This window comes from Curtobacterium sp. 1544 (assembly GCF_040544915.1).
Classification (GTDB): Bacteria; Actinomycetota; Actinomycetes; order Actinomycetales; family Microbacteriaceae; genus Curtobacterium; species Curtobacterium pusillum_C.
Map to the genome: position 1 here is coordinate 23,290 of NZ_JBEPKX010000001.1, position 20,835 is coordinate 44,124.

At 70.0% G+C, this 20,835-nt stretch carries 24 protein-coding genes and 1 tRNA gene; 21 read left to right on the forward strand and 4 right to left on the reverse strand.

What is annotated here, in order from left to right; translation table 11 throughout:
- Nucleotides 1–124 precede the first annotated feature (124 nt).
- From ABIC61_RS00105 to ABIC61_RS00115, 3 genes are all read right to left on the reverse strand, one after another.
- Nucleotides 125–2,464 (reverse strand): bifunctional metallophosphatase/5'-nucleotidase, encoded by a 2,340-nt coding sequence (locus ABIC61_RS00105; RefSeq protein WP_354028326.1) that lies wholly within the window; start codon nucleotides 2,462–2,464, stop codon nucleotides 125–127.
- An 86-nt stretch (nucleotides 2,465–2,550) separates the two neighbouring features.
- Entirely contained in the window at nucleotides 2,551–3,489 is a 939-nt protein-coding gene (locus ABIC61_RS00110; RefSeq protein ID WP_354028327.1) for a sugar phosphate isomerase/epimerase family protein, read from the reverse strand.
- Nucleotides 3,486–4,655, reverse strand: coding sequence for a Gfo/Idh/MocA family protein (locus ABIC61_RS00115; RefSeq protein WP_144751374.1), 1,170 nt, complete (start codon nucleotides 4,653–4,655; stop codon nucleotides 3,486–3,488). Before ABIC61_RS00115 ends, ABIC61_RS00110 begins: the two co-directional genes overlap by 4 nt.
- A gap of 81 nt (nucleotides 4,656–4,736) precedes the next feature.
- On the opposite strand from ABIC61_RS00115, the gene ABIC61_RS00120 reads away from it, so the two are divergent.
- The 3 genes from ABIC61_RS00120 to ABIC61_RS00130 all read left to right on the forward strand — a co-directional run bounded on the left by ABIC61_RS00120 (nucleotide 4,737) and on the right by ABIC61_RS00130 (nucleotide 7,140).
- Complete coding sequence (locus ABIC61_RS00120) at nucleotides 4,737–6,161, forward strand: glucose-6-phosphate dehydrogenase (protein ID WP_354028328.1); 1,425 nt, start codon at nucleotides 4,737–4,739, stop codon at nucleotides 6,159–6,161.
- 27 nt (nucleotides 6,162–6,188) lie between these two features.
- On the forward strand, nucleotides 6,189–6,974 hold the full coding sequence (locus ABIC61_RS00125) for a dienelactone hydrolase family protein (protein ID WP_079236839.1): 786 nt from the start codon (nucleotides 6,189–6,191) through the stop codon (nucleotides 6,972–6,974).
- Between the two features lie 93 nt (nucleotides 6,975–7,067).
- Nucleotides 7,068–7,140 (forward strand) — tRNA-Arg (locus ABIC61_RS00130).
- On the opposite strand, the gene ABIC61_RS00135 is transcribed toward ABIC61_RS00130, so the two are convergent.
- Nucleotides 7,106–7,435, reverse strand: coding sequence for a helix-turn-helix domain-containing protein (locus ABIC61_RS00135; RefSeq protein WP_354028329.1), 330 nt, complete (start codon nucleotides 7,433–7,435; stop codon nucleotides 7,106–7,108). The genes ABIC61_RS00130 and ABIC61_RS00135 overlap by 35 nt on opposite strands.
- A gap of 144 nt (nucleotides 7,436–7,579) precedes the next feature.
- Between ABIC61_RS00135 and ABIC61_RS00140 the strand changes: the two genes are divergently transcribed.
- The 18 genes from ABIC61_RS00140 (at nucleotide 7,580) to ABIC61_RS00225 (ending at nucleotide 20,833) form a co-directional block, all read left to right on the forward strand.
- A complete protein-coding gene (locus tag ABIC61_RS00140) occupies nucleotides 7,580–7,792 on the forward strand; it encodes a MerR family transcriptional regulator (protein ID WP_354028330.1) in 213 nt (70 codons plus the stop codon).
- A 4-nt stretch (nucleotides 7,793–7,796) separates the two neighbouring features.
- Nucleotides 7,797–8,411, forward strand: coding sequence for a helix-turn-helix domain-containing protein (locus ABIC61_RS00145; RefSeq protein ID WP_354028331.1), 615 nt, complete (start codon nucleotides 7,797–7,799; stop codon nucleotides 8,409–8,411).
- Nucleotides 8,408–8,710: a hypothetical protein gene (locus ABIC61_RS00150; RefSeq protein WP_354028332.1), complete on the forward strand. Its 303-nt coding sequence runs from the start codon at nucleotides 8,408–8,410 to the stop codon at nucleotides 8,708–8,710. Before ABIC61_RS00145 ends, ABIC61_RS00150 begins: the two co-directional genes overlap by 4 nt.
- 184 nt (nucleotides 8,711–8,894) lie before the next feature.
- Nucleotides 8,895–9,200, forward strand: a complete 306-nt coding sequence (locus ABIC61_RS00155; protein ID WP_354028333.1) for a hypothetical protein — start codon at nucleotides 8,895–8,897, stop codon at nucleotides 9,198–9,200.
- A 198-nt stretch (nucleotides 9,201–9,398) separates the two neighbouring features.
- Nucleotides 9,399–9,620 (forward strand): hypothetical protein, encoded by a 222-nt coding sequence (locus ABIC61_RS00160; RefSeq protein WP_354028334.1) that lies wholly within the window; start codon nucleotides 9,399–9,401, stop codon nucleotides 9,618–9,620.
- A gap of 4 nt (nucleotides 9,621–9,624) precedes the next feature.
- The gene (locus tag ABIC61_RS00165) at nucleotides 9,625–9,804 is read left to right on the forward strand and encodes a helix-turn-helix domain-containing protein (RefSeq protein WP_354028335.1); all 180 of its coding nucleotides are present in this window, start codon (nucleotides 9,625–9,627) and stop codon (nucleotides 9,802–9,804) included.
- A complete protein-coding gene (locus tag ABIC61_RS00170; protein WP_354028336.1) occupies nucleotides 9,791–10,561 on the forward strand; it encodes an HNH endonuclease in 771 nt (256 codons plus the stop codon). Before ABIC61_RS00165 ends, ABIC61_RS00170 begins: the two co-directional genes overlap by 14 nt.
- Nucleotides 10,562–10,831: 270 nt before the next feature.
- Nucleotides 10,832–11,212 (forward strand): hypothetical protein, encoded by a 381-nt coding sequence (locus ABIC61_RS00175; RefSeq protein ID WP_354028337.1) that lies wholly within the window; start codon nucleotides 10,832–10,834, stop codon nucleotides 11,210–11,212.
- A complete protein-coding gene (locus ABIC61_RS00180) occupies nucleotides 11,199–12,593 on the forward strand; it encodes a terminase large subunit domain-containing protein (RefSeq protein WP_354028338.1) in 1,395 nt (464 codons plus the stop codon). Before ABIC61_RS00175 ends, ABIC61_RS00180 begins: the two co-directional genes overlap by 14 nt.
- Nucleotides 12,594–12,732: 139 nt before the next feature.
- Nucleotides 12,733–13,962 carry a phage portal protein gene (locus ABIC61_RS00185; RefSeq protein ID WP_354028339.1) on the forward strand — a complete coding sequence of 410 codons (1,230 nt, stop codon included), beginning with the start codon at nucleotides 12,733–12,735 and terminating at the stop codon, nucleotides 13,960–13,962.
- Complete coding sequence (locus tag ABIC61_RS00190; protein ID WP_354028340.1) at nucleotides 13,955–15,595, forward strand: HK97 family phage prohead protease; 1,641 nt, start codon at nucleotides 13,955–13,957, stop codon at nucleotides 15,593–15,595. The genes ABIC61_RS00185 and ABIC61_RS00190 overlap by 8 nt, the downstream gene beginning before the upstream one ends.
- A gap of 4 nt (nucleotides 15,596–15,599) precedes the next feature.
- Complete coding sequence (locus ABIC61_RS00195; protein WP_354028341.1) at nucleotides 15,600–15,953, forward strand: hypothetical protein; 354 nt, start codon at nucleotides 15,600–15,602, stop codon at nucleotides 15,951–15,953.
- Nucleotides 15,950–16,321, forward strand: a complete 372-nt coding sequence (locus ABIC61_RS00200; protein ID WP_354028342.1) for a hypothetical protein — start codon at nucleotides 15,950–15,952, stop codon at nucleotides 16,319–16,321. Before ABIC61_RS00195 ends, ABIC61_RS00200 begins: the two co-directional genes overlap by 4 nt.
- Before the next feature lie 11 nt (nucleotides 16,322–16,332).
- A complete protein-coding gene (locus ABIC61_RS00205) occupies nucleotides 16,333–16,767 on the forward strand; it encodes a hypothetical protein (RefSeq protein ID WP_354028343.1) in 435 nt (144 codons plus the stop codon).
- 1 nt (nucleotide 16,768) lies between these two features.
- Complete coding sequence (locus ABIC61_RS00210; protein WP_354028344.1) at nucleotides 16,769–17,152, forward strand: hypothetical protein; 384 nt, start codon at nucleotides 16,769–16,771, stop codon at nucleotides 17,150–17,152.
- 1 nt (nucleotide 17,153) lies between these two features.
- Nucleotides 17,154–17,486: a hypothetical protein gene (locus tag ABIC61_RS00215; RefSeq protein WP_354028345.1), complete on the forward strand. Its 333-nt coding sequence runs from the start codon at nucleotides 17,154–17,156 to the stop codon at nucleotides 17,484–17,486.
- A gap of 111 nt (nucleotides 17,487–17,597) precedes the next feature.
- Nucleotides 17,598–19,418: a phage tail tape measure protein gene (locus ABIC61_RS00220; protein WP_354028346.1), complete on the forward strand. Its 1,821-nt coding sequence runs from the start codon at nucleotides 17,598–17,600 to the stop codon at nucleotides 19,416–19,418.
- Nucleotides 19,412–20,833, forward strand: coding sequence for a hypothetical protein (locus ABIC61_RS00225; RefSeq protein ID WP_354028347.1), 1,422 nt, complete (start codon nucleotides 19,412–19,414; stop codon nucleotides 20,831–20,833). Before ABIC61_RS00220 ends, ABIC61_RS00225 begins: the two co-directional genes overlap by 7 nt.
- Nucleotides 20,834–20,835 lie beyond the last annotated feature (2 nt).

Here is a 20,835-nt window from a genome sequence, read left to right on the forward strand (position 1 = left end):
CAGGCTCGCCGACCACCTGCGGACGCGCGCCGACCCGGCGGACCGGCGCCGTGCCTCCTGGGCGGACGAGAACGGGCCGTCCCACCATGGTGAGACGGCCCGTTCCCTGCCTGGAGGCGCGGGTTCAGTCCGTCGGGACCGCCGCGTCGCGACGTGCGCGGTTCCGGCGCACGAGCACCAGAGCCACGAGCCCCGCGAGGAGCAGGACGCCCGCCGCGATGGCCGGTGCTGCGATGTCCGCGCCCGTGTAGGCGAGGGCTCCGCCGGCGTTCGCCGGGACCGACCCGTCGACGACGCCGTCTCCGTCGGTGTCGACGCCCGTGGAACCACCGGTGCCGCCGCCCGAGCCGGGCGTGCCCGCACCCGGCGTGCCCGGGTCCGTGGGGTCGGTCGGGTCGACGACCGCGGCGACGGGGATCGTCACCGCGAGTGTGATCGTCTGCCCGTTCGGCAGCGAGACGACGAGCGGCTCGTCCGTCGTGGCGGCCGGTGTGACCGCGGCGGCGAGGGTCGTCGTGGCGAAGGCACGTGCGGCTGCGGCGACCGGGTTCGTCGTCGCTCCCGGCACCCGGAAGGTCAGCGTCGCGGTGCCCTGCTCGTCGGTCTTGTCGATCACGGTCGGGTCGACGTCGTCAGTGGCGAGCGGCTCGCCGTCACCTGCTGCGATCGAGACCGTGCCGGCCTTCGCGGGGTCGTCGCTCGAGAACACGAGCGAGGAGAGCCGCACCGAGACCTCGTCACCCGGCCGGAAGCCGCCCTCGGGGGTCGGGGTGACCGTCACACCGACTGCTCGCTGGTCGGTCGGCGGGGTGACCTTCGGCGTGGTGGTGAAGTAGTCGACCTGCGCCTGCAGGTCCACCTGGCCCGAGTCGGCCTTGTTCGCGCCGGTGGCGAAGGCGGCGAAGTTGTCGCCACCCGTCGACAGGAACGAGTTCACCGTGACCTTGAGGACGTCGGTGAGGGCGATCGGCTCGCCGTCGAGGGTCATCGCCGTGATGCGCTCGCCGCGACCCTTCGACGGGTCGTAGGTGTACGCGAAGCCGTTCGAGACGCCGAGCTTCAGGAACGGTCGCTCGAGGCCGTCGGGCTGCCACTGCTGCTCGAGTGCGGCCTTGATCTGCGCGCCGGTCATGTCCTCGGTGACGAGGGTGTTCGCGAACGGCTGGACGAGTGCGGCCTCCTTGTAGGTGACGGTGCCGTCTGGGTCGCCCGCTCCGCTCGACGCGTAGAGCATGTCGGTGCGGAGGCCGCCCGGGTTCATGAAGGCGACCTGCGAGCCGTTCCGTTCGGTCGCGGCACGCTGGACCTCGGCGATGTAGTTGCCGAGCGCCGACTCGCCACCGCGGTTCTCCGTGGTGCGGTCGGACTGGACGGCGCGGCGCAGGTCGCCGGTGATCTCACCGAGCTTCTCGCCGCCCTTCACGTCGGCCACGGCCTTCGCCGCGGTGACGATCCCGGTGACGGCGTCCACCGACGTCTGGTCGGCGGGGACCCTCGTCTCCGCGTTGATCGACTTCACCTCGGAGGTGATGCCGGTCAGCTTCTTGTCCGCACCGACCGTGAGGCGCAGGTGGCCGTAGTTCACGCCGTACGACCCGGTCTGGATCACCGGACGCTTCGTGCCGTCCGGGCCGGCGATCGAGTGGTTGTACGTCGCGTGGGTGTGCGCGGAGACGATCGCGGAGACCCTCGACGAGACACCGGACGTGATCTTGCCGAACGCGCCCGTGCCGGTGGCGTCGGCGATCGCGCTCGTCGTCGCACCTTCGTGCACGAGCAGGACGAGGACGTCGGCCTCGTCGTTCTCGGTCTTGCCGTCCGTCAGCTGCTCGGCGTAGCGGTTCACCTGGCTGACGATCGGGGCCATCGCGAGGCCCTCGACACCGCCGGGGCTGACGAGGCCGGGGATGAGGTCCTCGGTGGTCGCACCGATGAAGCCGACCCGCACACCGCCCTTCTCGATGACCCGGTACGGCTCGAACGCGGGCGTCGTGGTGCCCTCGTCGACGATGTTCGCCGAGAGGTAGGGCCAGTCGGCGCGGTCCTCGATGCGACCGGTCAGGTCGCTCTGGCCCTTGTCGAGCTCGTGGTTGCCGATCGCGCTCACGTCGAGGTGCATGGCGTTCAGGGCGTCGATCGTCGGCGCGTCCTGCTGGATGAGCGAGGTGAACGTCGAGGCGCCGACGTTGTCGCCGACGCTCGCGAAGATGGTGTTCGGGTTGGCCTCGCGGTAGGACTGCACGACGCCGGCGAGCTTCGCGGCGCCGGCTGCCTTGTCGGCGGCGGTGCCCTCGGACTCGATGCGGCCGTGGAAGTCGTTCACGTCGAGGATGTCGATGGTGGTGTCGCCCTCGGCGGCGAGGGCGGCGGACGGGACGGACAGGGCGACGAGCACGCCGGCGGTGGCGAGTGCTGCGCTGCCGACGAGGCGCCGTCGTCGGCGCGGGGAGGTGTGAGCGTTCATCGCTCAAGAACCTATGAAAGCGCACAGCCGGCGCGCCAGTGCATGCCGCAACACGTCACGTGTTGTTCACACACGCAACACGGCGGTCACCGCTCCGGTGCTCGTTCGACCGCGATGAGCGGCCGTAGGGTCCGGTGTGCGATCCGCAGCCCCTCGAGGACCTTGTCGTCGGTACCGCCCCAGAGCGGGTCCTCGTGCTCGACGCTCAGCGTGCCGTCGAAGCCCGCCTCGTACAGCCGGTCGACCACGTGCGGCCAGTCCACGACGCCGCGACCGGGTACCCGGAAGCGCCACCACCCCATGTCCCACGGGTCGTCGCCCTTGTCGACCTTGCCGAAGAACCCGTACCGGTTGCGCTTCGCGGGGAAGAGTTCGAGGTCCTTCGCCTGCGCGTGCACGATGTGCTCGGCGAACGGCAGGATCGTCTCGAGCGGGTCGATGCCGATCCAGGTCAGGTGCGAGGGGTCCCAGTTCAGGCCGAAGCCGAGCCCCGTGACCCAGTCCCAGAGCTCGGGGGAGTACGCGAGGTTGCCCGGGTAGCCGTCCGGGTGCCAGCCCTCCATGACGCAGTTCTCGATGATGAGCTGCACGCCGCGTTCCCCGGCGTAGTCGACGAGCTCCGGCAGGACCTGGTCGCCGAGCGCCATGTTCTCGCGCACCGACAGGCTGTTGTCGCGCCCGATGAACGTCCCGACGTACGGCACTCCGACCATCGCCGCGGCGTCGACCGCGCGCTTGAGGTGCTCGTGTACGGAAGCACGGTGCGCGAGGTCCTGGTGCAGGTTGTTCTCGTAGTACGCGAACGCCGAGATCTCGAGCCCGGTCCGGTCGAGCAGCTCCCGCGTCGCCTGGGCGTCGTCGTCCGTGAAGGTGGCGACGGGCAGGTGCGCCGCCTCGAAGTCCCGGCCACCGGTGCCCGGCCACACGCCGACCTCGAGCCGTTCGTAGCCCTGCTCCTGGGCGAACGCGGCGATGCGGTCGAGCGGCCACCCGGGCAGGCAGGCGGTCAGCATCCCGAGCTTCATCGGATCTCCCTCCACGAGCCGTCGGCGGCACTGCCGATCACGGCGTCGATGATGCGTGCCGAGCGGGCTCCGTCGGCGAAGGTCGGCAGCCCCTCGGGCCACCCGTCGGGGTCGGACCCGCTCCGGACCGCGGCGTAGGTGTCTGCCACGAAGGCGGCGAAGGCGTCGAGGTAGCCCTGTGGGTGGCCGGACGGCACGAGCGCCAGACGCCGCTGGTCTGGGACGCCGAGCGCCGGGTCACGGACGACGATCTGCGCACCGCGCTCGTTGCCGAACCACGCCGACTCGGGCTGCTCCTGGTCGAACGCCGCCGACCCCAGGGTGCCGTCGATCTCGAACCACAGCCGGTTCTTCCGCCCGGCCGACACCTGCGAGATGACGACGTTGCCGATCCGACCGGTGCCGGTGCGGAAGGTGGCGACCGCGGTGTCCTCGGTCGTGACCTCGGCCCGTTGCGAGGCGTCCGCGACGGGGTCGGGGTCGGGGGAGCCCGAGAACGACGGACCCGAGGCAGCCGGTCGGGTGGGGTAGACGACGTCGGTCGCGGCGGAGACCGAGGCGAACGGGTCACCCGTGACGAACTCGACGAGGTCGCACCAGTGCGAGCCGATGTCCGCGAACGCGCGCGAGAGCCCGCCCGACCCGGCGTCGACCCGCCACGACGACGCGTCCTCGTCGAGCATCCAGTCCTGCAGGTAGTGCCCGTGCACGGCGAGCACGCGGCCGAGGTCGCCGTCGGCGATGCGGCCGCGGATCTCGCGGATGATCGGGTGGTAGCGGTACACGAAGGGGACCGTCGCGACGACGCCCGCCTGCCGTGCCGCGTCCACGAGCTCGGCGGCCTGGGCGGCGTCGATCGCCAGGGGCTTCTCGCACACCACGTTGATGCCGGCACGGATCACGGCGAGGGCCTGCGGGTGGTGCTGGTCGTTCGGCGTGCAGATGTGCACGACGTCGGGCGCGTCCGCGATCACCTCGTCGAGGGAGGCGTACCCGCGGGGGAGATCGAGCTGCGCGGCCACCTGCTCGGACCTCGCCTGGTTCCGGCCGAGCACCCCGAGGACCTCCGCGCCGGCCGCGCGAGCGGCCCGTGCGTGCACCCCGGCGATCATGCCGGTCCCGACCACGGCGACGCGCAGGCGTCGCCCTCCGTACCCACTGCTCATGGTGCTCCCTCGCGCCGAACTGGTCCCACCGTATCGGCGTCTCCCGGCCACGCGCCGGAACGCATGAGTACGTTCTGGGGCATGTCGAGCCTCCAGACCTCCCTGCTCATCCTCGGTGCCAGCGGTGACCTGTCCAAGCGCCTGCTGCTGCCGGGCCTCGCCACCCTGCTCGAGGTGAAGACCGACTGGGACGTCCAGCTCGTCGGCGCCGGCGTGGAGGACATCTCGGACGCCGACTGGAAGGCGCAGGTCCGAGAGTCCTTCGAGAACGCGCAGGCGTCGAAGAACAAGGAGGACGAGGGTGCGAAGGACGGTGGCGAACGGCTGAGCAAGCGGCTCGTGGACGTCATCGAGGCCTCGTCGTACCGCAAGGCCGACGTCACGGACGCCGACGACCTGAAGGCGCTGCTCGGTGTCTGCGAGCACGACCCGGCGATCTACTTCGCCCTGCCGCCCGCCGTGACCGAGAAGAGCTGCGCCGTGCTCAAGGGCATCGACCTGCCGTCCGGGACGCGCCTGGCGCTCGAGAAGCCGTTCGGCACCGACGCGGCGAGTGCCGCGGCCCTGAACGACCTGCTGCACTCGTTCCTGCCCGAGGAGCGCATCCACCGCGTCGACCACTTCCTCGGGCGCTCCACCGTCCTCAACCTGCTCGGCCTCCGGTTCGCGAACCGCATCGTGGAGCCGCTGCTGTCCAGCGCGCACGTCGAGCGCGTCGACATCGTCTACGACGAGACCCTCGGTCTGGAGGGACGTGCCCGCTACTACGACAAGGCCGGCGCGCTCGTCGACATGATCCAGAGCCACCTCCTGCAGGTGATGGCCGTCGTCGCGATGGAGGCACCGGCGTCGATCGACGCCGACGACCTCCGGACCCAGAAGGAGCTCGTGCTGCGTGCCGTTCGGCCGTGGCGCGGTGACGTCGTCGCCGCCGGCAAGCGCGCCCGCTACACCGCGGGTTCCGTGGGGGAGCGGAAGCTGCCGAGCTACGCCGACGAGGACGGGGTGGACCCGTCGCTCGGCACCGAGACCCTCGCCCAGCTCACCCTGGAGATCGCGAACTGGCGCTGGGCCGGCGTGCCGTTCACCCTGCGCTCCGGGAAGGCGCTCGCGGAGCAGCGGCGCGAGATCGTCATCACCTTCAAGGACTCGCCGCACGTCCCCGTCGGACTCACCGGCGCACAGCGTCCCGACCGGCTCCGCATCTGGATCGCCCCCGACGAGATGCAGCTCGAGCTCAACGTGAACGGCCCCGGCGACCCGTACACGATCGACCACACCACGCTCGAGACGACGTTCAACCCCGGTCGACTGAGCGCCTACGGCGAGGTCCTCGCCGGGGTCCTCGAAGGCGACGCCACGCTCTCCGTCCGCGGCGACAGCGCCGTGCAGGGCTGGAAGGTCGTCGAGCCGTTCCTGCAGGCCTGGCGCGACGGGAAGACCCCGCTCGACGAGTACCCCGCCGGTTCGGAGGGCCCCGAGTCCTGGGACAACATCGACGCGTGACGAGCACCGCCGCGTAACGTCCCCCACGTGACCACGATCGACGACGTCCTGCAGACCGTTCCCGAACCAGCCGGAGCCGACATCCGTGTCGAGCCGGTGCGCTACGACCACGAGGGCACCGCGTTGCTCGGCGTCCTCGCGAAGGACGCCGCGATCGCCGGCCCTCGCCCGGCCGTGCTCGTCGTGCACGACTGGCACGGTGTCAACGAGCACGTCGAGGCGCGCGTGACCATGCTCGCCCGGCTCGGCTACGTCGCGTTCGGTGCGGACGTCTACGGCGAGGGAGTGCGCCCGGGGGACGACACCGCCGGACAGGTCGCCGGCTCGTTCTACCAGGACCTCCCGCTCATGCGGGCGAGGACCCAGGCTGGCCTGGACCGGCTGCGCGCGGACCCCGACGTGGACCACTCACGCATCGTCGTGATGGGCTACTGCTTCGGTGGCTCGGCGGCACTGGAGCTCGCCCGTACCGGGGCGGACGTCGTCGGAGCCGTGTCGTTCCACGGCAACCTGCTCGCCCACGACCCGTCCGACGCCGACGCGATCCGCGCGAAGCTCCTCGTCCTCACCGGGGCGTCGGACCCCGTCGTGCCGGACGAGAAGGTCGCTGCCTGGCAGGACGAGATGCGGGGCGCGCCGCACGTCGACTGGCAGGTCGTCACGTACGCCGGGGCGATGCACGCGTTCGCGGTGCCCGGTACCGACGCACCGGACCACGGGGCGCAGTACCAGGCCCGTGCCGACCGTCGGTCGTGGCAGGCGCTCGAGGTCTTCCTCGCCGAGGTGTTCGACGAGGAGCTCGGCGGGCTCTGAGCGGGCGACACGCCGGACGGTCGTGCTGCGCCCGGCTCGATTGGCGTCGGGGCGGCACCTGTTGTAGAGTCTTCCACGGCCGCAAGGCCACCTGCGCTCGTAGCTCAATGGATAGAGCATCTGACTACGGATCAGAAGGTTGGGGGTTCGAGTCCCTTCGAGCGCACAGCACCACCGAACCGGCTATCGCCCTCGGTCCCGCCATCGGGACCGGGGGCGTTTTCCGTTTCCACGCCCGTCGTCAGCCAGTCGAACGGCGCGCCCGTCCGCAGCGCGAAGAGGCGCATGTGCGCGAGGCGCGGCTCAGACGTCCCGTTGATCCACGCGCTAACCGAATTGCGCGACACACCCAGGTATTCGGCCATCTCGTTGTTGCTCACGCCGGAGGACCGGAGCGCCTTCCGCATCCGGTCGGCTAGGTCCCATTCGAGCGCGAGATGCGCTGCCTGCTGTTCTGCCATGCACTGAGCATTGCACAGCGCGCGCCGTGATGCATAGAGCGTTGCGCGTGTCCTAGGCGACCTATCAGAACACGGTTCTGGGCCACGACACGCCGAACCGTGCAAATCCATGTTTGCAACGTTCTGTGCCTCAGACTCTCGACTGTGACTTTCCAAGTTGAGGCCGAGTGCCGCATCATCTGGCCCGGCCAGCTGATCGGTGCCGCTCAGGCGTGCGCAATTCTGCACATCGACCGATCAACCCTCAGCCGCCGCATCCGGGACGGCAAGCTCGTCCCGCTCGCCCAGCTGGACGGCCCGAACGGGGCGTTCGTGTTCGACCGGACTGACGTCGAGGGGCTGGCCCGTGTCCGTTGAGTCCATGACGATCGCGCTGCACCACTCGCGTGCGACCGGTGCGGTGAAGCTCGTCCTGCTCGGCATCGCCAACCACGACGGCGACGGCGGCGCGTGGCCATCGATCGCGACCCTGGCCAAGTACGCCGCCACGACCCCGCGGACCGTGCAGCGGTCGATTCAGCAACTGCAACGGCTGGGCGAGATTCGTCGCCATGTGAACGCCGGGGGAACGCACATGACGGCCGACTACATGCGCCCCAACCTGTACCAGTTCCTGCTCCGGTGCCCGCCGACCTGCGACCGGTCGAGCCGTCACCGCGTGCACGGTGAGACCGCTCCAGTGGTGCTCTTCGACCCCCCGACAGTGGCGTCGGGGGGTGACGCCCACGTCGGGGGGACCCCTGACGCTCACGTCGGGGGAGGGGCGACGCCAGCGTCACCCGAACCGTCCTTGAACCGTCAGATGAAAGATCAGGGTTCTACGAAACCAGCCACAGACGCGCGCGCAGCATCAAAGGGCCTGAACGAGTCGATCGTCCGGGACAAGTGCAAGCACTCGCCCCTCGGCTGGCACGACTGGAACGCATCGAGCTACTGCAACTTCTGCGGCTCCCGACGCGAGGACGCGCCGTCGTGACCCGCTCCGCCGTCTTTGGCTTCGCCCGCGACACCTGGCGAGCCCTCCGTGACGAGTTCGAGACCGTCCGCACGGCCGCCTACGAGCGGGCCGTCGATGAGACCAACGGCGCGCTGTTGAACGCACGCGGCCGCGCCAAGGGCGTCGATGCCTGGGATCTGTTCATCGGGCCAGCCGCCCGAGCGAACGCCTACGCGTCCGACGAGCTACGAGACCACTGGGCCAGGCACGGACGCCTGACCTTCGCCGAGTTCGAGCGCCAGGCGTTCGACCGACAGTCCTGGGAGGGCGTCGCATGACCAAGACCAAGACCACACGAGCGCGCTGGCGGATCGAGCGTGGCGGGACGCCTGGAGGACGGCTCCCGGGATGGTTCGCAGTCCTGACCGCTCACGACGGGTGCGTGGTCCGCTGCGCACACGTCCCGACCTTCGGCGCGGCATGGGCCGTCGTCGACCTTCACTCCACCGGAGAGGCCACAGCATGACCACCAAGACCCCCGCGCCCGTCGCCGTCCAGCTGATGGACTCGCAGGACGTCATCGTCACGAAGACCCACGACGTGGACGCCGCCCTGGAGGCCCTGCTGGACCTGTTCACGACCGAGTACGGCGACACCGACGACGAGGCCCTGGACCGCCTGCACCTGTACATCGTGAACGAGCCGACCCTGGAGTCCGGCCGGTGGGTGCGCTCGGGCAGCTACGAGGGCGAGCCCTGCCGACGCTGGAAGACGGCCGACCCGTCCGGCCGCGGCGTCACCCGCGCCGTCGTCTGGAGCGTCGACTGATGCGCCGCCGCGACTTGCTCGTCCCGCTCGCGTTCGTCGTGCTCGGGGTCGCCCTCGCAGCGCTCGTCGCCGCGCTGCTCGTCCTCGCCGCGGTGATGCGCTGATGGGCGCCGGGGACATGTCCAACGACCCGGCCGTGATCGCCGTGCTGGCGCTGCTGGCCATCGCAGCGCTCGCCTACCAGACCTGGAAGATGCGATGACCCGCCGCCTCGCCCTCGCTGCCGTCGTGACGACCAGCGCCCCCGAGGGTGGCCAGCGTGTCCTCGACTGGCGCACCGACCTGCTGACCGGCGGCGTGTCGACCGGGCTCGTGTACGACGATCTGGACCGGCCCGGCCTGAACATCGCCGACGAGTTGGACGGCGCTCTCTTCCGCGCCCGCGCCGGACAGGCCCACCAGGCGGCGACCGATGGGTAAGTACATGACCCCAGCCGAGGTCGCCGAGATGCTCGACGTGAAGCCCGACCGGCTGCGCAAGATGCGCGCAGCCGGTCGCGGCCCCGCGTTCGTGAAGGACGGCCGCCTGATCCGCTACCACCCGCGGGCCGTGGACGCCTGGCTCCGGGCCTGTGAGCGCGGAGGCCAGCGTGGGAGGGGCTAAGCGCGGCGGAAGCGCCTCAGCGGCCCTCACGCGGCGCGTCATCGAGGTCTACGGCGACGTCTGCTGGCTCCAGGGTCCCAAGTGCACCTACAAGGCCACGACCAAAGACCACGTGATCCCGTTCCACGAGGGCGGCTCCGACGACATGGACAACCTGCGCCCCGCGTGCCGCTCGTGCAACTCGTGGCGGCGCAACCAGGCCATGTCGGGCATGGCGGGCGGCCCGGTGATCACCGTCGTCATGGGGCCGCCCGCCGCGGGCAAGTCGACCTACGTCCGGCAGCACGCTGGCCCGATGGACGTCGCAATCGACCTCGACGAGATCGCTCGAGCGCTGATGCCCGTCCCGCCCGAGCGGACGCACGTCTACCCCGCCCACGTGCGCCACGTCGCGATCGGCGCACGCTCAACGGCGATCCATCGCGCCAAGCGGCTCCAGGTCCCGTGCGGCGTGTGGATCATCCACAGCATGCCGAGCCCGGCCGACGTGGCCGAGTACCGGATGCTCCGCTACCGCATCGTCACGATCGACCCCGGCCGCGAGATCGTGCAGGCCCGCGCTGACGCAGAGCGGCCCGAGGTCATGGCGCAGCACGTGGCCACCTGGTACGACCTCGTGGCCCCCGCCCTGGCGCAGACACCCACCCCCGGGGTCGAGACCCCACCCCCCACCCTGCAGCCCACCCCCACCCCCACCCCCACCGAACCGGAGGCAGCCGTGACCAGCACCACGAGCACAGCGGGCGGGTGGTGGTGATGCCTGCTCGCATCGAGACCACGGACGTTCGAGCGTTCGACGGCGACGACTACACCGTCACTGCGACTCTCGTGCAGGACTCCAGGGCTGCCACCAACGCGGAGGTGCGCCTGTGGGGCTCGTGTCTCGTGCATGACCGCGTGCTCGTGTTCGGCGATCGCGCCCCGCGAATGCTCGTCGGCGGTCGCCTCGGTTTTTCTGAGCGTGGGTCCGACGACACCCAGCGATACCACCGACGTTCTCTCCCCCAACGAACCAGGAAAGAAAAAAATGGACGCCCCAACCCTTGGGTTTGACAGCCCCGAAGTGTTCGGTGGAATCGACCTGGACACGGGGAAGTACGGCGAATCACCCGAAGAAATGGCCGTAAAGCAAGCCCTCAAAGAAATCGCCGAGAAAAACCCGCTGACCGGCTCCCGGATCGCCCTCGCTCGCATGTGTATCTCGCTCGCGCAGAACATCTCGAAGGGGAACGCGAAGGGTCGCGCCGTCGCGAACGAGGTCGCCACGCTCGGGACGCTCATGGCGCAGCTGGACCCCGCGATCCCCGACGCCGACGACTCCGACCTCCCGCCCGAACTACGAAAGATCGCAGATGCCCTCGCAAGCGCCCCCCGTCCCGGTGGTCCCACGGCAAGTGACGCCGCGTAACCACGAGCGCGCCACCTACGGCGCGCATGCCGCGGCCGTCGGCGATGCACTCGGGAAACCGTTCATCCCGTGGCAGCGCCTCGCCGCGGACGTCGCTCTCGAAGTCGACGAGGCCGGCCGATTCGTCTACTCCGACGTCGTGGTCACCGTGCAGCGCCAGTGCGGGAAAACGACCCTCGACCTCGCCACGAGCACGCAGAATGCGCTCATGGGTCGCGGCCGCCGCGCCTGGTACACGGCGCAGTCCGGGCAGCACGCGACGGACAAATGGCGCGAAATGGTCGAGGACGATTGGGCGCAGTCGGTCATTTCTCCGCTCGCGCGAAAGCCGCGCCTGTCGAATGGCTCCGAGGCATTGCGGTTCTACAATGGATCGACATTCCGACCGCACCCGCCCACGGTCGATTCCCTGCACTCGAAACAGGTCGACCGGGCGTCGATCGACGAAGCGTGGGCGTTCTCGCAGACCGACGGGCAGGCGCTCGTCCAGGCGATCGCGGGTGCGGCTGGGTCGCGGTCGATGGTCACCGGACAGCGGCCGCAAGTCTGGATCGAATCGACCGAGGGGACTGTGGACTCGACGTTCCTCAACGCGGTCCTGGAGCGTGCCCGAGCGGGTGACCCGACGGTCTGCCTGATCGACTACGGGATTGGCCCGGACGTCGACCCGACCGACCTCGACGCCGTGGCTGCCGCGCACCCGGGCTACGGGTACCTGTTCGACATGCAGACCCTCGTCGACAACCTCCAGCGCCTCGGCCCTGGCGAGTTCGCCCGCGCCTACGGCAACCGCCGCACGGGCGCGACGGAACGCACCATCCCGCTCGACGCCTGGAAGCGCGCCGCGTACACCGACCCGGGCCAGCCAGACGGACCGATCGCGTTCGGCGCGGCCGTCGGGGTCGACAACGTGGACGCGACGATCGTCGTCGCCGTGCGGGTCGCGGGGGACGTGATCGTAGGCGTCGTGCCCGAGGGCCACGCGCCCGGCTCGGACTGGGTGCTCCCGAGGCTCCAGCAACTCTCGACCGAGTTCGGCGCACCCGTCGCGATCGACCGCGTTGGCCCGTCCGGCGCGCTGTTCGACGCAGCCGAGCGGGCGCAGCTGGACCTCTTGCCGCTCACCTCGTCCGCCGTCACCGCGGCCGCCTCCAACGTCCTCTCGTGGGTCACCACCGAGCCTCAGCCGAAGTTCCGCTACCGGCCGCACGCCGCCCTCGACGCGGCCGCCGAACTGGCGACCCGACGATGGATCGGCGACGGTGCGTGGACCTGGGGACGGCGCGCCTCGGTGGGGTCGATCAGCGCCCTGGAGGCTGGCACTCTCGCCGCGTGGGCCGTCGATCACCTGCCGAAGAAGGTCGGCCGCCAGCTGTTCTGAGACCGCCCCGACGAGCCCCGCCGCGCGACCGCGCGGCGGGGCTTTCGCGTGGCCGCTCACGGCCGCTCGTGGCCGCTCACAGCCGCCCACGGCCGCTCAAAGTTGGCACCCCGACCGCGCGACCCTGATCGTTTCCGCCATGCCGTCGTTCTGGTCCCGCACCGCCGCCTTGCTCAGCACGGGCGCTGCCGTCACCGAAGCGCGCTCCGCCGAGCCGAACGCCGCTGACACGATGCCCGACGAGGTTCGCCCGCCGTCCCGCTCCGAGGTCGTCGGCGTCACGCCGGATCGCGCGATGACCCTCTCGACCGTGTTCCGCGCCGTCCAGATTCACACGACCGCGATCGCGCAGCTGTCCGTCCAGATCGAGCGAGGCGGCCGCGTCGTCGCCGACACTCCGGCCCTCGTTCAGAAGCCGTGCCTGTCGATGTCCCGCTCCCGGTTCCTCGAAGAGACCGCCGCCGCGCTCTACCTGCACGGCAACGCCTACTGGCGGCGGATTCACCTGGACGGCGCGGTGGTCGAGCTGGTCCCGCTCGACCCGCGCAAGGTGCAGCCGTTCACCGACCCGAAGACCGGCCGGAAGACGTTCACCTACGACGGCCGCACCGACTGGACCACGCTCGACATTCAGCACCTGAAGTTCCTCAGCGTCCCCGGGATGACGCTTGGTCTCGGACCGATCCAGGCAGCCCGCTTCGAGATCGCCGGGGCGCTCGACGCACGCGACTACGGGTCGGGGTTCTTCCGCGAGGGCGGCGTCCCGTCCGGCGTGCTGAAGAGTGACCAGGACCTCAACGGCGACGACGCCCGCGCCTACCGCCGCATGTGGCACGGCCGCGACCCCGAAACCGGCGAACCGCTGGACCCGGAAGACAGCCGCAACGACGTGCGCGTGCTCGGGAAGGGCCTCAGCTACGACTACCTCGGGCTGAAGCCGTCCGACGTCCAGTTCCTCGAATCGCAGCAGTTCTCCACGACCCAGATCGCCCGCCTGATGGGCGTCCCCTCGTCGCTGTTCCTCGCGTCCGTGCAGGGCGGCTCGCAGACCTACGCGAACGTCGAACAGGACTGGATCGGATACGTCCGGTTCTCGCTCATGAACGTCCTCCGCGAGATGGAAGAGGCGTTCACCGAGGTCACCCCGCGCGGACAGGTCGCCCGCTTCAACATCGACGTCCTGCTGCGCACCGACACCAAGACCCGCTACGAGGCGCACGCGTCCGCGCTCGAGGCGAAGTGGAAGACCCGCGACGAGGTTCGCGACGACGAGGGGCTGGCCCCGCTCACCGACGCGCAGCGCGCCGATATCGACACCGCCGTCCCCGCCAAGCCCGCCACGACCCCGCAGGAGACCGAGAATGCCTAAGACCCGGATGCACCGCCGCGCCACGACGGCCGACACCCAGATGCACCACCGCGAGATGCTCGTCCGCGCCGTCAACACCGACGAGCGCACCGTGACCGGGATCGCCGTCCCCTGGGACTCGCCCGCCGCGATCAATGACTGGTTCGGCTCGTACACCGAACAGTTCGCCCGCGGCTCGGTCCAGGACTCGGACGACGCGCTGCTGTACTGGCGGCACACCGACCCCATCGGCCGGATCGTCTCGCACCGCGACACCGACGCCGGGTGGGAGGTCACCGCTCGCATCTCCGAGACCCCGCTGGGCGACGAGGCCTACACGCTGCTCCGCGACGGCGTGGTCCGGTCCATGTCCGTCGGCTTCTACCCCATCACGACCGAGCGCGACGACGAGACCGGCGACGTGACCCGCGTAGCCGTCCGCGTCGGCGAGGTCTCACTCGTCCCCATGCCCGCCTACGACGGTGCAACGGTCACCGACGTTCGCCACCGCCAGACCGCCCCCAATACCCCAACAGGAGACCCCGTGGACCCCGAAGAGTTCCAGCGCATGCTCGACACCGCTCTCCAGCAGGAGCGCGCCGAGACCGGCCGTCAGTTCGACGCCCTCACCGCCCGCATCGGCCAGACCCGCACCGCGACCGAGCCCGCCGACACCCGATCGGCCGGTCAGGTCCTCCAGGCCCTCGTGCGCGGCGACAGCGCCACGGTCGAGTCCTACGAGGCCCTGCTGGCCCGTGCCTACGACGGCGGCGTGCTCGCCGACGACGGCACGCTGCGCCCGGGCTGGGTCGGCGACCTCACCCGACTGATCGAGGACAACTCGATCCTGTCCAGCCTGTTCTCGACGGGCGTCCTGCCCGCCGAGGGCGAGACCATCGAGTACGGGCAGCTGAACACGAACACCACCACGGTCGACGTGCAGGAGAACGAGGGCGACGACCTGCCCTACGGCAAGGTCACCGTCAAGACCCGCAACGCCCCCGTCGTCACCGTCGGTGGGTACACGAAGCTCTCCCGTCAGTCGATCGAGCGCTCCAGCGTCAACCTGCTGGACACCAACCTCCGCGCACTCGCGATCGAGGCAGGCCGGCGGAAGAACATCATGCTCCGCAAGGGCGTTGCCGACCTCCGCGCCAAGCAGGTCGAGGCCGACACCCTCAACAACCGGACCACCGTCACGATCGTCGACCAGACGAAGTACACCGGCTGGGTCGGCGGCATCATCGACGCGGCCGGGATCTACGAAGACCAGGGCCTCAGCCTCGACGCGCTGCTGGTCGACAAGGACACCTTCAAGGGCCTGGCGAACATGACCGACACGGCGGGCCGACCGCTGATGGTCGTCTACGGCGAGGGCGTCAACGCGATCGGCGTCGTCACCGCCGCCGCGCTCGGTGGGAACCTCGCGGGCGTCATCGTCCGCGTCGACCCGAAGCAGGCTGCCGGTACCCCCGAGTTCGTCAACAAGCTCGCCCTGCGCGCCTACAACAGCCCGATCGTGCGCCTGACGGACTCGAACATCGTCAACCTGACCGAGGCGTACTCGGTGTACTTCTACTCGGCTCTCGCCGACGAGGTGCCCGGTGGCCTGGTCCCCGTCGTGAAGGCCAACCCGGCCGCGGCTGGCGCGTGATCGCATGACCGACGCAACCCCGGCCGAGCCCGCCGCCGACCCGCAGCACGTCACCCTCGCCGAGTACGTCCAGGCGGTCAGCGACGTGGACAAGCGGCTCGCAGCGGACTCGGCCGAGGAAGCGGAGGCGCTCGTAGACCAGCGGATCGGCAAGACCGCCACCGAGCGCCGGACGGTCCCCGCCGCCGTGCGGCGCCGGGCGATCCTGGAGGTCGGCTCCGACCTGTACTACCGCAAGTCGTCCCGCTCGGGTGTCGCCGGATTCGAGTCGGCCGACGTGCAGCCGATCCGGCTCGCCCGGGACCCGATGCTCACCGCCGCCGCGATCCTCCGGCCTTATCTCCGGGGGCTCGCGTGACCGGCCCTCGCCTCGAGCGGGCGGCCGAGATCGCCGCCGCGATTCGCGCCGCCCTGCCCGACGATCTCGCCGACGTCCTCGTCACGTTCGACGGCACCCAGGTTCCCCAGGGCGCTCCGGACGGCGCGGTGATCGTCCTCCCGCCCCGCCTGACCTTCCCGACCTACACCCAGACCGAGACCACGTGGGAGGTCTGCGTCACCGCAGGCCCGTTCAACAACCACATGGTCGCGTGGGATCGCATCGACCAGATCATGGCCGCGATCGCGCCCGTCCTCGACTTCACCGAGGCCGAGCCCAGCGCATTCCAGCCCACGGCCGGGCAAGCCCTGTCCGCCTACGTCCTCACCTACACCGACCCCGAATAGGAGACCACCCCATGGTCGCAACCGCCCACGTGCTCGGCCCGGGCTCGCTGAAGCTCGGCGAGACCGCCAGCCAGCGCGAGATCGCCGCGCAGCTGACGAAATTCAGCCTGGAACCGAAGTCCGACTTCGAGGACGACGTGCCGGTCCTGTCCGGCGAGACCGTCGCCGGTGACGCCTCGACCGATTGGACGATCAAGGGCACCGCCAACCAGGATTTCGACCGCCAGTCGGTCGAGATGTACTGCTACCAGCACCGCCTCCAGGACGTGCCGTTCCTCTTCACCCCGTCGAACGATCACGACGTGTCGTGGTCCGGCGTCTGCACGGTCGTCCCGCTCACCGTCGGCGGCGACGTCAAGAAGAAGAACACGTCCGATTTCGAGTTCCGCGTCATCGGCGAGCCGATCCCCGTCGACTCCACCGGGACGCCGATCGAGCTGACCTGACATGGCCGAGACCGTCGTCCAGATCGACGGCGGGCGGAAGCTCCGCGCGACGCTGAAAGCCGCTGGCGACGATCTCACCGACCTCAAAGCCGCCCACCGCGAGGCGGCCGAGATCGCCGCCCGCGCCTCGGCTGCCCTCGCCCCCGTCGGACCCACCGGCCGCCTACAGCGCACCATCCGGGCGTCCGGCACGAAGACCGCGGGCGTGATCCGCGCAGGCACCGCCCGCGTCCCGTACGCCCCCGTCATCCACTGGGGCTGGCCAAAGCGTCACATCAAGGCGCAGCCGTTCCTCTCCGACGGTGCACGCGACTCCGAGGGTCGCTGGCTGCCCGTCTACATCAACCACCTCGACACCATCGTCAAACGAATCGAAGGAACCTGACATGTCCAACGCACGAGCCCTCGTCGTCACCCCCGCGACCGGCGACCCGTTCGAGGTCACCCCGAACATCGGCGACACCCTCGCGTTCGAGACCACGCTGCGCAAGAACAAGGCCTGGGGAACCATCTCGGAAAATGCGATGCGTCTCCAGTTCTTCCGCGCCTGGAACGCCGCCCGACGCGAGGGCAAGACCGACCTCACCTGGGACGAGTGGTCCAGCGGCCCGAAGGCCGTCGTGGACGTGTCGTTCAAGTCCCTGGACGCCGTGGAGGCCGCTGACGCCGCTGATCACCTGGGGGAAGACACCCCCGAGGGTCAGCACACGAGCTTCTAGTAGCGCTCGCCCTCGAAACCGGGATTCCCGCGTCCGTCTGGGCGCGGGAAGACCCGGACGATATCGCCACCGCCGTCGCCATGCTCGAAGAACGAAACGAGGCCCGCTCCAATGGCTAACAAGACCGCCATTCTCGCCGTCAAAATCCTCGGCGACGCCGCTGGCGCGCAGAAGTCCGCCCGCGAGGCGGAGAAGGCCGTCGACGGTCTCGAAGAGCACGTACAGAAGGCCAAGGACGGACTCAACGTCGCGGGCGCTGCCGCGGGGGTCGCCCTCGCGGCAGGCGTCGTCGGCGCGGTCGAGAACGCCCAGGTGGGAAACAAGCTCGCCGGGCAGCTGGCACTCGACCCGCAAGAGTCCGCCCGGCTCGGGAAGATCAACGGCGACCTGTTCGCCGACGCCTACGGAGACAGCCTCGAACAGGTCGCCGAAGCATCCCGTCAGGTGATCGGCAACATCGACGGGATGCGCGACGCGAACGACGCGACCATGCGCGATATCACCGCCAAGGTGCTCGACGTGTCGACCACGTTCGATCAGGACCTCGGCGGCGTCACGACCGCCGTCGGGCAGCTGATGCGGACCGGTATGGCCCCGGACGCGCAGGCCGCGCTCGACATCATCACGTCCGGCCTCCAGGGCAACGCCCGCGCCAGTGAGGACCTGATCGACACCTTCACCGAGTACCCCGCGCTCTTCCAGCGGCTCGGCCTCGACGGGCAGACCGCCGTCGGCCTGATCGATCAGGGCCTCGCCGCGGGGGCCCGAAACACCGACCTCGTGGCCGACGCGCTGAAAGAGTTCCAGATCCGCGCCACCGACGGGTCGGCGACCTCGGCGGCCGGATTCGAGGCGCTGGGCCTCAACGCGCAGCAGGCCACCGCGCAGATCGCGGCGGGCGGAGACTCCGCGTCAGCGGGGCTCCAGGACGTGCTCGATCGACTGCGCGGCATCGAGGACCCCGTGCAGCGCAACGCTGCCGCCGTCGCCCTGTTCGGCACTCAAGCCGAAGACCTCGGGGACGCCCTGTTCGCCCTCGACCCCTCGTCCGCTGTGCAGGCGCTCGGCGACGTCGAGGGGGCCGCGAAGCGCCTCGACGACACCGTGGGCCAGGACCAGGGGTTCGAGAAGCTGAAGCGGACCGTCACAACGACGTTCACCGACATTGGCGCGGCAGCACTGCCCGTGCTCGAACCAGTGTTGACGCTGCTCCAGCAGTGGGCGCCCGTCCTCGGGCCGCTCGCCCTCGTCGTCGCCGCCGTCGCCGGGGCGGTCACTCTCTACTCAGGCGCAATGAAGGTGTTTGCCGCGGTGCAGGCGATCCAGACCGCCGCGCAGTGGGCCTCGAACGCCGCGTGGCTCGCCAACCCCATCACATGGATCGTCCTCGGGATCATCGTCGTCCTGGCGGCCGTCGTCACCGCGATCGTCCTCGTCGTCACGCACTGGGACAACTTCCGCAAGAACGGTGCCGCCGCGGTCGAGTGGGTCGGTCAGAAGGTCGAGGGCTTCAAGAACGGCATCATCGACGCGTGGAACTGGGTATCGACCCTCGTGTCCGCCCTGTACGAGATCGCCACCTTCAACTTCGGCTCCGGGTTCGACAAGCTCTCCAGCCTGTTCGGCGGGGGAGCGTCTGCCCGCACCGTCGAGATCGCCGCCGCCGACACCCGCAGCGTCTCCCGAATGGCCACGTTCGCGCGGGCAGCCACCGTGGCCGCTGCTCCCGCGCCCACCGTGTCTGGCGGGTGGAGCGCCCTCGCCGGGACCGCGGGCACGTCCGACGTCGCCCGCGGCGGTGACACGTACAACATCGACGTGTCCGCGGGCGTCGGAGACCCCGTGGAGATCGGCCGTACCGTCGTGAAGGCCATCAAGACGTACCGGACCACCACCGGCCAGCTGAAGCCGGGGGAGGCGTTCACATGGTGATGGGTGCCCGGGTCACGATCGACGGGACTGAAGTCGCGTCCACCTGGAACGGCGCGGACGCCGTGGCCCTCGACGGTCTCCGCATCACCTGGGGCCGCGGCGACCCCTACGACGAGACGGAACCGGGCACGCTGTCCGCATCGATCATCGATCCGACCGGCCGGTGGTCGAGCGATCAGACGCTCGCCGGCCGAACGATCGAGGTCGCTCGCACCAGCGGCACGGCGGCCGTCGTCATGTTCCGCGGCAAGATCACCCGCGCCGCGCTCACGAGGCGCAAGGTCAGCAACCCCGCCACCGGCTCCCGAGAGCCCGTGTGGATCGTCAGCCTGTCGGCCGGTGACACCCTCGCCACCGCTGCCGCCACGATCCTCTCGGGCGAGATGGGCGATGGCTCCGTGGAAGGTCTCGGCGGCTGGGGCGAACAGGCTCCCGGCACTCGACTGTCCAACGCGATGGCCCGCGGCGGCAGCGCCGTGTTCACCGACCGCGATCCGATCATCTACGACGTGCTTGGCAACGGCACGGTCCACCGCTGGATGCACGGCACCCCCGCGTCGGAACAATGGACGCTGCTCGATCTGCTCGCGCAGGCCTACAAGTTGAGCCCGCTCGGCGTCGTCGGCTACGACCCTGATACCGGGGTCGCCAAGCTCTGCAACTTCGCCGCCGCGTCGAACATCGTCCTCGTCTACACCAACCAGACCGTGACGTTGCAGCTGCCGTCCGGCCGCGTCATCGACGCAGCGAAGGTCGCGCTGCCGGATGACTCCACGGTCGAGACCACGGCGGCGGAAGCGATCGACACGGTGCAGCTGTCGTACTACTGGTACGGCAAGGACCCGAACGTGTCGGGCGGCACCGCGAAGCGCGTCACCTACACCAATCCGTTCATTCAGCGGACCACCGCCCGCGGTCTCGCGTCCGGCACGAACCGGGTCCTGAAGGTCGACACGTGGGCCATGTACCTCGACCCGAGCGAGTACGCGGCGGGCGCGGTCGACTCACGCAACCGGTTCATCGGCTGGCTGGCGGACCAGGTGACGAGCATTGTCAACAGCCTCAACGGGCAGCTGCGCATGCCGACCGTGCGGTTCGACGACAAGCGCCTCCCGTTGGACGCCGCCGCCACCGACGCGATCTACCGCCCGTTGCAGTCCACCACCCCGCTCTACTTCGCCGGGTCGATGTTCAACGTGCTCGAGAACGCGGGACCGCAGTACCAGATCATCGGCGGCACCCTCACCTACAACCGCGGCTGGACGCACGACGTGAACGTGTGCGCCGCTCGCTCGCTCACAACCCCGGACCTCACGATCGCGCAGCTGTTCGGCACCACCACGCCCGCGCAGCTCGGTCAGTTCGATGCCTCGATCCGTCTCGGCGATCTCGCCACCGTCACCCAAGGACTCTGACC

Excerpts from the sequence above, each read along its gene's own strand:
- ABIC61_RS00115 (WP_144751374.1), bottom strand. The coding sequence starts at position 4,655 with ATGAGCAGTGGGTACGGAGGGCGACGCCTGCGCGTCGCCGTGGTCGGG.
- ABIC61_RS00195 (WP_354028341.1), top strand. The coding sequence starts at position 15,600 with ATGACCGACGCAACCCCGGCCGAGCCCGCCGCCGACCCGCAGCACGTC.
- ABIC61_RS00155 (WP_354028333.1), top strand. The coding sequence starts at position 8,895 with ATGACCACCAAGACCCCCGCGCCCGTCGCCGTCCAGCTGATGGACTCG.
- ABIC61_RS00175 (WP_354028337.1), top strand. The coding sequence starts at position 10,832 with ATGGACGCCCCAACCCTTGGGTTTGACAGCCCCGAAGTGTTCGGTGGA.
- ABIC61_RS00210 (WP_354028344.1), top strand. The coding sequence starts at position 16,769 with ATGGCCGAGACCGTCGTCCAGATCGACGGCGGGCGGAAGCTCCGCGCG.
- ABIC61_RS00120 (WP_354028328.1), top strand. The coding sequence starts at position 4,737 with ATGTCGAGCCTCCAGACCTCCCTGCTCATCCTCGGTGCCAGCGGTGAC.
- ABIC61_RS00145 (WP_354028331.1), top strand. The coding sequence starts at position 7,797 with ATGACGATCGCGCTGCACCACTCGCGTGCGACCGGTGCGGTGAAGCTC.
- ABIC61_RS00215 (WP_354028345.1), top strand. The coding sequence starts at position 17,154 with ATGTCCAACGCACGAGCCCTCGTCGTCACCCCCGCGACCGGCGACCCG.
- ABIC61_RS00225 (WP_354028347.1), top strand. The coding sequence starts at position 19,412 with ATGGTGATGGGTGCCCGGGTCACGATCGACGGGACTGAAGTCGCGTCC.
- ABIC61_RS00105 (WP_354028326.1), bottom strand. The coding sequence starts at position 2,464 with ATGAACGCTCACACCTCCCCGCGCCGACGACGGCGCCTCGTCGGCAGC.
- ABIC61_RS00135 (WP_354028329.1), bottom strand. The coding sequence starts at position 7,435 with ATGGCAGAACAGCAGGCAGCGCATCTCGCGCTCGAATGGGACCTAGCC.
- ABIC61_RS00165 (WP_354028335.1), top strand. The coding sequence starts at position 9,625 with ATGACCCCAGCCGAGGTCGCCGAGATGCTCGACGTGAAGCCCGACCGG.
- ABIC61_RS00185 (WP_354028339.1), top strand. The coding sequence starts at position 12,733 with ATGCCGTCGTTCTGGTCCCGCACCGCCGCCTTGCTCAGCACGGGCGCT.
- ABIC61_RS00205 (WP_354028343.1), top strand. The coding sequence starts at position 16,333 with ATGGTCGCAACCGCCCACGTGCTCGGCCCGGGCTCGCTGAAGCTCGGC.
- ABIC61_RS00190 (WP_354028340.1), top strand. The coding sequence starts at position 13,955 with ATGCCTAAGACCCGGATGCACCGCCGCGCCACGACGGCCGACACCCAG.
- ABIC61_RS00110 (WP_354028327.1), bottom strand. The coding sequence starts at position 3,489 with ATGAAGCTCGGGATGCTGACCGCCTGCCTGCCCGGGTGGCCGCTCGAC.
- ABIC61_RS00220 (WP_354028346.1), top strand. The coding sequence starts at position 17,598 with ATGGCTAACAAGACCGCCATTCTCGCCGTCAAAATCCTCGGCGACGCC.
- ABIC61_RS00160 (WP_354028334.1), top strand. The coding sequence starts at position 9,399 with ATGACCCGCCGCCTCGCCCTCGCTGCCGTCGTGACGACCAGCGCCCCC.